Origin of the sequence: Ensifer sp., from assembly GCF_035999135.1 — a bacterium.
Classification (GTDB): domain Bacteria; phylum Pseudomonadota; class Alphaproteobacteria; order Rhizobiales; family Rhizobiaceae; genus Ensifer.
In genome coordinates, this window is record NZ_DASYGZ010000079.1 from 41,850 (window position 1) to 53,911 (window position 12,062).

Sequence of the window (12,062 nt, forward strand, 5' to 3'; positions counted from 1 at the left end):
ATCGACTGGATCCAACCGGTTCCCGTTCCGCTGTCCCTATGCACCTCCGCTTATGGTATGGTGCCGTCAACGATTGGTGATACGCTCGAGCACCCTGTCGAGGGCGCGCTTTAGTGCGTCCGTTCCACCCTTCCGATCGAAATCCTGCAACACCTGTTCGTTGAGGCCGCCTCTGGTGGCAAACTCGCGGCTCATCTCCATGAAATCGACCTTTGGGCCGGCGAGAACTGCTGCTTCGGAAAGGCCGGCAAACAGCGGCGCGAGATAGGCGCGGCCTTTTTCTTCCGGGAGGCCATTTTCTGCGAGCCATTCGGTGGTTCGGTGCATGATTCCGAAATACGTGGCCATCAAGGCGCTGGCTGCGGCGAGGAGTTCATACTCCGCCTTGGTCTCGCATTCGACGGCATTGCTGAGCACGCCGAAGATGGCAGCGGTCCCTGCGTCCGCCGGGAAAACCGCGGTGACGCCTTGGCGATGGGCAACGAAGGGCAGGGGGATCGCCTGGGTCAGATGCACGCCTGCGCCGATCCATTCAAGAAGTGCGTGCCTGTCGGTTGCCGCGATGACACTGATGACTTTCTGGCCATCGCGAAACTGCAGAGGACGAAGGACCTCCTCGGCGACTTGCGGACGGATTGCCAGCACCACCGTGTCGCAGCCGTCGATGATCGCCTGGTTGTCTGGAGACACGTGTACCTGCGGGAAATCGGAGGCAAGCCTGGCCGAAATGTCCGCGCTTCGTTGAGACACGACGACCCGCGGAATTGCCGCAGGTTCCGCCAGAAGGCCGCGCACCATCGCATCTGTGATCGCGCCGGTGCCGATAAAGCCTATGCGTTCGGGCAGGGACATGGCTACTCCGCGGCCGCAAGCGGCCCGAAAGACACTTCAGTCGTGTAGTTTTCACGCAGGAACGCGATGAAATTGTCCTGGAACTGGCGGGTATGGGCATGCGCCAGCTCGTCGGCACGCTCGACATCCTTTTCGCGGATGGCTTCGAGCATCAGTTCGTGCTCGTCGGTCAAAAGATACCCGTCGCCGGTTCGCTCCAGATACTCGAAATGCAGGTGGAGCATGCGCTGGCCCTGGTTCAAGAGCCGTTCATAGAAAGCCGCGAGATAGGTGTTCTTGCCGGAATAGGCGACCGCCATGTGGAACTGCTTGTTGGCTTCCGACATCTTGAGATGCTGGCCCGTCTTCACGGCTGCCTCGAACTCCTTCTGCCGCTTCGCGATGATCTTCAGATCCGCCTCGGTTCGTAACGCAGCAGCGAGCCGGGTGTTCATGCGCTGGGCGACGTCGAGTGCCTCCACATACTTGGGAAAACTTGCCACCTCGATCGGGGCGACGATGGTACTGCGGTTGGAGAGCGTCACCACCAAATCCTCGCCTGCGAGCCGGATCAAGGCTTCGCGCACGGGTGAACGCGACATGTCGAAGCGCTCTGCGAGCGTCATCTCATCGAGCAACTGGCCCGGCGGCAGGGTGAGCGCAAGGATCTCGTTGCGCAACGTGTCGTAGACGCTTTTCCAGCCAGTGCCGCGCACGCGTTTCATTTCAATTTCGTCAGACACTTAGGTCCCTTTCCGTCTCTCCGGGGCATTGGGCCAGAAAAATCGGCACGCAGCAATCGTAAACTTTCCGCTTGACTTTGTCGACACGGAGACGACATAGTTTCGTCAGTCGACACGGAGCCGACAAGAAAACACTAAGAACGGCCGAAGCCGACAGGTGGAACCGCGCGTCTCACGCGCTCAAAATTGGGGAATGCACATGCTCAGAAATGTGATGACGTCCGCGCTGCGGGCGACGACCGCGCTCGCCCTGGCGGTTGGGCTCTCAACGACGGCGATGGCCGAAATGACTGAGGGATACTGGCAGGGAGTTCAAAAGAGCGGCACGCTGCGCTGCGGAGCGGCCGTTGCGCCGCCCTATGTGATGCGCGATCCGGCAAGCGGCGAATATTCCGGCTTCTTTGCCGACCTTTGCCGCGAATTCGCCGAAGTGCTGCAGGTGAAGCCCGAATTTGTCGACACGACGTGGGACAACATCGTTGCCGGCCTTCAGGCCGGCAAATGGGATGTTTCACTGGCGCTGAACCGCACGCCGGCCCGTGCCATGGCGGTCCAGTTCTCGGTCCCGGCGATGGAGTACCAGATCTCGCTCGCCTACAACAAGGAAAACCCGAAGATCCCAGCGAGTGCGGCTTCCGTCGCCGACATCGACAAGGCGGATGTCACGCTTGCCGTCATGTCCGGCACGGCCCAGGACAAGGCGATTTCCGCCGCGGTCAAGACAGCGACGATCCTGCGCCTGCCGACCAACGACGAAACGCGCCTTGCGGTCGTTTCGCGTCGTGCCGACATCCTCGTTGATGCCTCCGACACAAACCAGCTCTTCACTCAGTCGAACCCCGACTGGGCGGTCGCCCTCAATCCGGCGCCGGCGCTCGCCAAGCAGGGCGTCGCGTTCGGATTGCCACATCAGCTTTCGGCGTCAGATGTCGAAGTCGTCAACATCTTCCTAGAGGAGCGGGTCGCGACCGGCCACGTGGACGCCCTGATCAAGAAGGCCGTGGACGACGTTCTGAAGGCTGGCAACTGAGCCCGTTCGCCGAGCATGGGGAGCCGCCGGTGGCGGCTGCCCTTCCAGGACCCTGAGGTGGAGAGTTGGACGATGTCGGATACCGCTGCGCTGGTTAAGATCGAAGGACTGCACAAGAGCTACGGCGGCGTCGTAAAGGTGCTGCAGGGCCTGGACATCGAGATGAAAGCGGGTGACCGCGTGGTCGTCATCGGTCCGTCCGGCGGCGGCAAATCCACACTCCTGCGCGTGCTGATGGGGCTCGAACAGATCGACAGTGGCTCCATCGTCTTCGGCGGCAAGCCCTACATCTCCACCAACGGCACCGGCAAGACGGCAATCGACGCCAAGGTCCGTCGCTCCATCGGCATGGTGTTCCAGCACTACACGCTGTTTCCGCATCTCGACGTGATCGGCAACCTGATCCTCGCGCCGATGAAGGTGCGGGGTGAGAAGAAGGCCGAGGCCGAGGCGAGAGCGATGGCTTTGCTGACGCGTTTCGGACTTGCACAGAAGGCCAGCTTCTACCCGGCGCAGCTTTCCGGCGGTCAGAAGCAGCGTGTCGCCATTGCCCGTGCCCTCATGCTTGATCCGAAACTCATGCTGTTCGACGAGGTCACATCGGCGCTCGATCCGGAACTCGTCGCCGAAGTCGAGCAAGTCATCTTGCAACTCGCGCAGCAGCAGATGCCGATGGTGATCGTGACCCACGACATGTGGTTCGCCAAGAACATTGCATCCCGCGTGATCTTTTGCGCCGGCGGTGTGGTCGTCGAGGACGGACCTCCAGAACAGGTGCTCGGCTCGCCGAAGGAAGAGCGGACACGCGAGTTCATCGAGCGGGTCTTCCACATCAAGCACTGAAGGGGCGGACAATGAATTACAGTTTCGACTTCGCGTCCGTCTTTCGCAATTTCGGACCGCTGTGGGATGGCCTCTTCGTCACCATCGAGCTGACGATCGCCGCCAATGCCATCGGGCTGACCTTCGGCTTCGTGCTCGCGTTGCTCGTGATGAGCTGTTTTCCGCTGGTCCGGCTGCCGGTCACGCTCTTCATCGAGTTCTTCCGCTGCACGCCGGCGATCATCCAGATTGTCTGGTTCTTCTACTGTGTGCCGATGCTGTTCAATGTGTTCCTCGGATCGGTCACGATGGGCATCATGGCGCTTGGGCTCAATCTCGCGGCATTCAACGCGGAGGCCTATCGCGCGGCAATCCAGGCGGTGCCAAGGGAGCAACTCGACGCCGGCGTGGCGCTCGGCCTCACTCCGTTCCAGAGGGTGCTCTACATCGTGCTTCCGACTGCGGTCCGCGGTTCGATACCGGTTCTTTTGACCAACGGAATTGGCATCTTCCAACAGAGCGCACTGGTCGCAATCGTTGCCGTCCAGGACCTGATGTACCAGGGCAAGACCTTGGCCACGCAGACCTATCGTCCGATCGAGACCTTCACGATCGTAGCACTCTTCTATTTCGCCGTGTCGTTCCCGGTTTCCCAGATCGTTGGCTATCTGGAACGGCGCCGCGAAGCCCTGGCAAGCTGAGGAGACAACGATGACCTTCAATTTTGCCGTCGTCTTCAAGTTCCAGGAGGCTCTTCTTCTCGGCCTCTGGATGACGCTCAAGCTGACCTTGATCTGCATTGTGCTCGGCTGTGCCCTTGGCTTCGTCCTCGCACTTGCAAGAACATCGAAGAGTGCCATCCTACGGGGCGTCTCAAGCGTCTATGTCGAGTTTTTCCGCGGCACGCCGGTGCTCGTTCAACTCTTCTGGATCTTCTTCTGTCTGCCGTTGATCCTCGGCGTCGAGCTGTCCAACATGACGTCCGGCGTGATTGCGCTGACGCTCTACATGGGTGCAATCAGCAGCGAGACGTTCCGGGCTTCGCTCAAATCCGTGGGTCGCGAGCAGCTTGATGCCTGCGTAGCGCTCGGGCTTTCCTCCTGGGCGCGCACGACTAGCGTCATCCTTCCGCAGGCGGTGCTGCGCGCCGTGCCGACGCTGCTGTCGAATTGCGTCAGCCTTTTCAAGGAAAGCGCGCTCGTCTCGGCGGTTGGCATGGCCGATCTCATGTTTGTCGGCCAGAACATCTCCAACAACACCGCCCGGCCGATCGAAGTGCTGACGATCGTCGCCCTCATCTATTTCGCCATCGCCTTTCCGTTGACGCGCGCCGTCACGATCATCGAGCGACGCATCCTCAAACGGCTGGCCGTCTGATGCCAACCTTCAATCCCATGAACGGAGACATTCCCATGAAACTCTCAGGCGTCATGCCCGCCCTCGTCACTCCCTTCGATCGCCAAGGCAAGATCGACTTTGGGGCGTTCGCAAAGCACCTCAACAATCTGCGGGCAGCGGGCGTCACGGGTTGGGTGCCTTGCGGCTCCTCGGGCGAATACAGCTTCATGTCCGACGAAGAGCGCGACGAGGTGCTGAAGTTCGTCAAGGAATTCGCTAAGCCCGGCGAGATCCTGATCGCCGGCACCAACGCGCCGTCGACGGCCGGCGTCATAGCCAACACGCTTCGCGCCAAGGCGATGGGCTACGACGCCGTGCTTCTCGCAACGCCTTTCTACACGAAGCCCACCCAAGCCGAACTGGTGGCACACTTCAAGGCGGTCCTTGAGGCGACCGACATGAAGATCGTGCTCTACAGCTATCCGGACAAGGATGGCGTGGAGCTTGGCTGGGAGGTTCTCGACGCGCTCGCCGACGATCCACGCATCATCGGCATCAAGGAAAGCTCCGGCTCGCTTCAGCGCGCTATCGGCATTGCGACCCGCTACGAGGGACGCATCCAGCTAGTTTCCGGGTCGGACGACATCGCGCTCGATTTCATGATCTGGGGTGCCGAGAGCTGGATTTGTGGTCCGGCCAACTGCATGGCCAAGGCCGTCTGCGACCTCGACCGGACCTTCAAGTCTGGTGATCTCGCCAAGGCCAAGAAGCAGATGGCGACGCTCTACAAGGCGATGAACATCCTGGAATCCGGCAAGTTTGTGCAGAAGCTTAAATACGGCTGCGAAGTGCAGGGCACACCGGTCGGCGAATGCCGCGCACCGCTCGGGGCGCTGACCGACGAGGAGAAGGCCGAATTCCGCGCCGCCATGGAGCCGATCCTCAATTGGTAGTCGAGTGCGGCCGGGCTGACGTCTGGCCGTCATCCAGGGAAAACGAGTAGGAGCAAGGCCAGCATGACCACCGTGGTTGTCGGCGCAGGCATCATCGGCACGACCATTGCCTACGAACTGCAAAAGCGCGGGCGGCGGGTGATCTTGCTCGACAAGGGCGAGGTCGGGCGCGGCGCATCCTATGGCAACATGGCATCGATCGCCGTGACGGAGTTCATGCCGGCATCGCGCCCGTCGATCTGGAAGCAGATCCCCGGCTGGATGCTCGATCCGGAGGGGCCCGTCCGTGTTCGCCCGGGCTATATGCCCAGATTGCTGCCCTGGTTTGCGCGCTTTGTGGCCGCCTCAAGGCCGGCCAAGCTCAGACAGCTCGAAGCCGAGGGTGCCGTTCTCTGCAAGCGCGTCTACGACGACCTCCTGCCTCTCTTGCGCGAGACGGGGCTGGAAGGTGAATTGGCGGAAGAGGGCTGCCTCTCGCTCTACAGCAACGAAACGGAGTTCCGCGCCGATCGTGAACATATCGAAATCCTCGAACGTTTCGACTTTCCGCATCGGCGCCTGACGGGTGCCGAGGCGCGGGAATTGGAGCCGGAACTCTCGGATAGCATCGGCATCGCCGTGCTCCTTCCGCAAAACCGGAGCCTGCGCGACCCGTTCCGCCTGGTCACGAGCCTTGAGCAAAAGTTCACGGCACTCGGTGGCGAATTCCGCCGCGGTGTGGTGGCTGGCTTCGACTGCTCCGACCGCGTCACCGCCGTCCGCCTCGTCGGCGGAGACCCGATCTCTGCCGATGAGGTCGTGATTTGCGCCGGCGCCCATAGCGGTCTGCTGTCGAAGATGCTGGGCGAACCGATGCCGCTCGAAACCGAGCGTGGATATCACACCCAGATCATGGCTCCCGGCGTCTCCATGCGCCACTCGATCATCTGGCCAGCCCGGGCCTTCATGGTGACGCCGACGGCAGGCGGTATCCGTGTTGGCGGCACGGTTGAGATGGCAGGCCTTGATGCCGCTCCCGACTATCGCCGCTCGAAGATAACCGTGCGGCGGGCGCAAACGGCATTGCCGAACCTGCGCTGCGAGAACTTTACCGAGTGGATGGGCCATCGTCCGGCGTTTCCAGACACCGTGCCTGTCATGTCGGCCTCGGCCAAAACACCCGGCGTGTTTTACGCCACCGGCCACGGTCATCTGGGGGTCACCTATGCGGCAACGACCGCACGCCTGATGGGCGACGTCATCACCGGCCGCACGCCGCCCATCGACATGCGCCCATATCGCGTCGACCGCTTCTGAAAGGCAGCCGCGCAAACGCATCCAGTGAGGACACCATGCAGAATAAGCTTTTCATCGACGGACAATGGACCGCACCAGCTGACGGAAGCATGCTTCCCGTCATCGATCCAGCGACCGAAGAGGTCTTTCACCACATCGCCGCTGCCGGCGCTGCAGAGGCTGAAGCGGCCGTGAGAGCGGCCCGCGAAGCCTTCGACAATGGGCCTTGGCCGCGGCTTTCGGGCAAGGAACGGGCCACATATCTACGCGCAATGGCGCGGGGCATCCGTGATCGTCTGCCCGAACTGGCGCGTCTAGAAACCCGCGACAACGGCAAGCCGCTTCCGGAGTCCGAATGGGACCTGGCGGACGCCGCTGGCTGCTTCGATTTCTATGCCGATCTCGCCGAGGAACTCGATGGCGAGGCAGAGGAGGTGAAGCTTGCGGATCAGCGCTTCGTCTCCAAAGCCGTTCGCGAGCCGCTTGGTGTCGCTGTCGCCATCGTTCCCTGGAACTATCCGCTTCTCATGGCCTCGTGGAAAGTGGCGCCGGCGCTTGCGGCCGGCTGCACCATGATCCTGAAGCCCGCCGAAACGACCTCGCTGACCGCGCTGGAACTGGGTGCGATCGCAGAGGCCGCTGGCCTTCCCAAAGGCGTGCTGAACATCCTCTCCGGCAAGGGATCGGTCGTTGGCCAGGCGCTGGTCGAGCATCCGCAGGTGGACAAGGTGGCTTTCACCGGATCAGGCCCGGTCGGCTCCCGCATCATGGCCGCCGGCGCCAGGGACATCAAACGCATCAGCCTCGAGCTCGGTGGCAAGTCTCCCTTCGTTGTCTTTGCCGACAGCGATATCGAGAAAGCCGTCGAATGGATCATGTTCGGAATCTTCTGGAACCAGGGTCAGGTGTGCTCGGCGACCTCGCGGGTGCTGGTGGAAGCACCGCTCTATCCAAAGCTCCTGGAGCGGCTGGTCGAGGAAGCCAAGAAAATCACGATCGGCAACGGCCTCGATAAGGGCACGCTACTCGGGCCTCTCGTCAACAAAGGACAGTACGAGGATGTCCTAGGCCATATCGAGCGCGCCGTCGAACAGGGCGCGAAAGTTGCCTGCGGTGGCAGATACGACGGCTTCGACAAGGGCTTCTGGGTTGCCCCAACCATCCTCACCGACATGACGCTCGAGAGTGATGCCTGGGTCGAGGAGATCTTCGGTCCGGTGGTCTGCATCCGTCCGTTCGCGACCGAGGAGGAAGCGATCCGCCTCGCCAACGACTCCCGCTTCGGCCTTGCGGCAGCGGTCATGTCGGCCGATGACGAACGCTGCGAGCGTGTGGCCTCAGCCTTCCGGGCGGGCATCGTCTGGATCAATTGCTCGCAGCCGACTTTCACCGAGGCGCCGTGGGGTGGCTACAAGCAGTCCGGCATCGGTCGCGAGCTTGGTCGCTGGGGCCTCGACAACTATCTCGAGACCAAACAGATCACCCGCCTCGTCAGCGATGAGCCCTGGGGGTGGTACCTGAAATGACCTTCGACAAGGCTCTCGATATCCTGCTTGTCCATTGCCAGGGCGAAAGCGGCAATGTGCTGATCAGCGGTGCGCCCGACATTCCGGGCGGAACCATTCTTGAGAAGATGAACCATCTGAACAACGTCGATCCGTCATTGCGCCTGTTCCTGACGCGCGAGCCGCGGGCACAGGTCGTCCATACGACAAACCTGCTGCTCACCCCGACGCGGCCGGACGCGGATGCTGCCTTCATCGTCTTACAGCCGGACCGCGCTCATCCGATGTCGGGGTCCAACTGCATCTGCGTGGTCACCGCACTCCTGGAAAGCGGCCGGGTGGAAATGCGTGAGCCGGAAACGGTCGTGCGGCTCGACACGGCCGCCGGGCTGATCGTTGCGCGGGCGCATTGCGAAAACGGTCTATGCCTTTCGGTAAGCCTCGACAATGTTCCCGCATTTGTTCAGCAGCTCGACGTCGCGATCGACACGCCGAGATGGGGGCGGATCAACGGCGACATCGCATTCGGCGGTGTCTTCTATGCCCAGATCGACGTGGATCAGATCGGGCTTCGCATAGCACCGGATGCGGCCCGGGCGCTTGCCGAGGCCGGAACCGAGATCAAGTCGCTGCTCGCCGATCAGGTCGCGGTAAGCCACCCTGATATCCCCGGCCTCAACGAGATCGCGTACGTGATGTTCCGCGACTACCAGCAGGATGGCTCAGTGATAACATGCACGACGCTGAAGCCCGGTCGCGTGGATCGCTCGCCCTGCGGTACCGGATCTTCCGCCAATCTTGCCGTCCTCCATGCTAGGGGGCAGGCGCGGGTTGGCGACAAGCGTGTTTCGCGCAGCATCATCGGAGGTACGTTCACCGCCGAAATCCTGGGCGAGACCACAGTCGGTGGTCGTCCCGCGGTTCTGCCGCGCATCACGGGCCAGGGCTACGTCTTCGGCCGCCAGCAGTTGCGGCTGGACCCGCATGATCCATTCTCGCAAGGTTTTGCCATGTCGGACACGTGGGGGCCGCAGGTGGGGGAACTATGAAACTCTTGGGACAAACCATTCTTGTAACGGGTGCAACCGGCGCCATAGGGCAGGCGATCTGCCAATCGCTGGTGGCCGATGGCGCGAATGTCGTGGTGCACTACGGCCGCAACCGCGACGCGGCCGAGGCGCTTGTGAACGCGCTTGGCGGCAGGGGCTGGTGCGTGCCGGCTGATCTGGCGGATCCGGCCGGCCCTCAAGCCCTGTGGGATCAGGCCGTCTCCGTTGCCGGCAGGCTTACCGGCCTGGTCAACAATGCCGGCATTCGCTCCGAGGTCGCCATCGATGCGCCCATGGATGAGTGGCAGCGGGTGTGGGCCCGCGAAATGCGCATCAACTTCTTCTCGGCGGTCGATCTGTCGAAACTTGCCATCCTGCATTTCTGCGCCCATGGCGGTGGGCGGATCGTCAACATGGCAAGCCGCGCCGGACAGCGCGGCTACACCTCCAGCGCCATGGCCTACGGCGCCTCGAAGGCGGCGCTGATCAACCTCACCAAGTCCATCGCGCAAAGTCACGGCCATGAAGGCGTGACGGCGGTGGCGCTCGCGCCCGGTTGGGTGCGCACGGAAATGGCCGAGGCCTACATTGCCGAACATGGCGAGGCTGCGGCACTGGCCGGCATCCCCATCGCCAGGATGGCCGGACCTGAAGAGATCGGCGAAATCACCGCATTTGCCTTCCGTCCCTCACAGGCCTCCCTCAATGGCGCTGTGCTCGACGTGAACGGCGGCAGCTATCTGAGGTAACTCCATGCGCTTCGAGAACAAGATCGTTATCGTCACCGGTGCGGCAGGGGGTATTGGCGGGGCGATAAGCGCCCGTTTTGCCGCCGAGGGGGCCAAGGTGATTGTAACCGACATGAATGAGGAGGGCGCGGAGGCCACTGTCGCCGAGATCGTGGGGAAGGGCGGCAACGCGCGAGCACTCGCCAGCGATATCTCCGTCGCTGACGGTTGCCGTGCCATCATCGAAAATGTCATCTCGACTGAAGGGCGCGTCGATGTGCTTTGCAACAATGCCGGTATCAACCGCCGCGGCAATCTTCTCTCGTTGACGCCGGAGGATTGGAGGTTGAGCTTTGCGGTCAATGTCGACGCCATGTTCCATCTGTGCCAGACCGTGTTGCCCCATATGATCAAGGCGGGCGGCGGCGCCATCGTCAATACGGCATCTCAGTGGGGATTGTATCCGGCGCCAAACCACATTGCCTACAATGTGACCAAGGCGGCTGTCGCGAGCTTCACGCAGAACCTTGCCCGCGACTACGCGCCAAACAAGATCCGCGTCAATGCGGTCTGCCCGGGCGAAATTCACACACCCATGCTGGAGGCAGGCGTAAAGCGTTCAGGCCGTACGATCGCAGACCTCGACAAGCTCGTGCCCTTCGGTCGCATCGGCAAGCCGGAGGAGGTTGCCGCCCTGGTTGCCTTCCTCGCGTCCGATGAGGCAGCCTTCATGTGTGGATCGCTGGTGGAAATCACCGGTGCTCAGGCCGTCGCCTGATAAGTGCTGAAGCCAGATTGGCTCTCTGCATCTGCAGCGGAACCGAGAAACCGCGGTGGCCGACCGAGGTTTTGCTTGGCTGTACGGATTGCCCAGAAAGCGGCACGCATGTTCTAACAGATGGTGTAACGGGCGGAATGCGGGTTTGTAGGGCGGCATTGACGAAACGGCCGTTACAGAAGATCGCGTAAAGTATCGTCGGGAATGAGGGCAGAAAGACCGCAAGCGTATACGCCGCACTCGTCGGCTTACGTCTCAGGGGCATCTTCCTAATCTGCTCATTCTGCCGTTCTATATTCCAACGGCGAGAGGGTCCCAGGCACCGGAGATAACTGCAAATCTATCGTGCTCGAAAACTGCTATGAACCCGTCCTTTTTCCTGGCCGGCCGATTATCAGCTGCCAGACCCCACGGGGTGACAGACGTCCTGAGCGTGTCTGTGCGTCTAGCGTCGTTGCACTGCCCTGCTGCGTAATCCAAATTGATTACGCAAACTATCCCTTCGGCCTAATTGCGGTAACCGGCAAAATTCTGCAACTATGCATCTGTGGCCGCACGCCACGCTGTTCTGCAGTTGTGGAAATATTGCGTGCTCCCACTACCTTATTGTTGTTTCATTGCGTTTTATGGTTTGACGACCTTCCAACCACGAAGCCCCGCTATCCCCTGCGGGGCTTCACTTTTTGAGTGCCAGACTGCCGGTAGACCGCGACTATCTGGCTGCCTAACCTGCCGCCTTGGCCGGATAAGGATTTACCTGCTTTTTGCGCGCGCTTGCGTGTTCCAGAGCCGATAGCGCCACGGCGTCCCACTGGGAAAGCACGTGTTCTGCGTCGTAGCGCTGGACGTTGGCCTGGGCGTTTGCGGCGAGGCGGGTGCGGAGGGTTTCGTCGCCCATCACGCTGGAGAGGGCGTCGGCGAGCGCGGTGACGTCGCCGTCTGGCACGAGGATGCCGTCCTCGCCGTCGGCGATCATGTCGGTCGGGCCCCAGTCGCAGGCAAACGAGACG

The 12,062-nt window shown here is 61.7% G+C and carries 13 protein-coding genes; 10 read left to right on the forward strand and 3 right to left on the reverse strand.

The window, feature by feature from the left end:
- Positions 1-66 precede the first annotated feature (66 nt).
- Positions 67-852 (reverse strand): pyrroline-5-carboxylate reductase, encoded by a 786-nt coding sequence (locus tag VGO12_RS09005; protein WP_327512393.1) that lies wholly within the window; start codon positions 850-852, stop codon positions 67-69.
- A 2-nt stretch (positions 853-854) separates the two neighbouring features.
- Complete coding sequence (locus tag VGO12_RS09010) at positions 855-1,574, reverse strand: GntR family transcriptional regulator (RefSeq protein WP_327512394.1); 720 nt, start codon at positions 1,572-1,574, stop codon at positions 855-857.
- Positions 1,575-1,773: 199 nt separating this feature from the next.
- On the opposite strand from VGO12_RS09010, the gene VGO12_RS09015 reads away from it, so the two are divergent.
- From VGO12_RS09015 to VGO12_RS09060, 10 genes are all read left to right on the forward strand, one after another.
- Entirely contained in the window at positions 1,774-2,604 is an 831-nt protein-coding gene (locus VGO12_RS09015) for a substrate-binding periplasmic protein (RefSeq protein WP_327512395.1), read from the forward strand.
- 72 nt (positions 2,605-2,676) lie between these two features.
- Entirely contained in the window at positions 2,677-3,447 is a 771-nt protein-coding gene (locus VGO12_RS09020) for an amino acid ABC transporter ATP-binding protein (protein WP_327512396.1), read from the forward strand.
- Between the two features lie 11 nt (positions 3,448-3,458).
- On the forward strand, positions 3,459-4,127 hold the full coding sequence (locus tag VGO12_RS09025; protein ID WP_327512397.1) for an amino acid ABC transporter permease: 669 nt from the start codon (positions 3,459-3,461) through the stop codon (positions 4,125-4,127).
- A gap of 10 nt (positions 4,128-4,137) precedes the next feature.
- On the forward strand, positions 4,138-4,803 hold the full coding sequence (locus tag VGO12_RS09030) for an amino acid ABC transporter permease (protein WP_327512398.1): 666 nt from the start codon (positions 4,138-4,140) through the stop codon (positions 4,801-4,803).
- A 35-nt stretch (positions 4,804-4,838) separates the two neighbouring features.
- Positions 4,839-5,717, forward strand: coding sequence for a dihydrodipicolinate synthase family protein (locus VGO12_RS09035; protein ID WP_327512399.1), 879 nt, complete (start codon positions 4,839-4,841; stop codon positions 5,715-5,717).
- A 63-nt stretch (positions 5,718-5,780) separates the two neighbouring features.
- The gene (locus VGO12_RS09040) at positions 5,781-7,013 is read left to right on the forward strand and encodes an FAD-binding oxidoreductase (RefSeq protein WP_327512400.1); all 1,233 of its coding nucleotides are present in this window, start codon (positions 5,781-5,783) and stop codon (positions 7,011-7,013) included.
- A 35-nt stretch (positions 7,014-7,048) separates the two neighbouring features.
- Positions 7,049-8,518, forward strand: coding sequence for an aldehyde dehydrogenase family protein (locus VGO12_RS09045; protein WP_327512401.1), 1,470 nt, complete (start codon positions 7,049-7,051; stop codon positions 8,516-8,518).
- A complete protein-coding gene (locus tag VGO12_RS09050; RefSeq protein ID WP_327512402.1) occupies positions 8,515-9,546 on the forward strand; it encodes a proline racemase family protein in 1,032 nt (343 codons plus the stop codon). Before VGO12_RS09045 ends, VGO12_RS09050 begins: the two co-directional genes overlap by 4 nt.
- Positions 9,543-10,295, forward strand: coding sequence for an SDR family oxidoreductase (locus VGO12_RS09055; protein WP_327512403.1), 753 nt, complete (start codon positions 9,543-9,545; stop codon positions 10,293-10,295). The genes VGO12_RS09050 and VGO12_RS09055 overlap by 4 nt, the downstream gene beginning before the upstream one ends.
- A 4-nt stretch (positions 10,296-10,299) precedes the next feature.
- Positions 10,300-11,052, forward strand: a complete 753-nt coding sequence (locus VGO12_RS09060; RefSeq protein ID WP_327512404.1) for an SDR family NAD(P)-dependent oxidoreductase — start codon at positions 10,300-10,302, stop codon at positions 11,050-11,052.
- 724 nt (positions 11,053-11,776) lie between these two features.
- Here VGO12_RS09060 and VGO12_RS09065 read toward each other — a convergent pair.
- Positions 11,777-12,062: glycosyltransferase (locus VGO12_RS09065; protein ID WP_327512405.1), on the reverse strand; the 286-nt coding region annotated here is incomplete at its 5' end.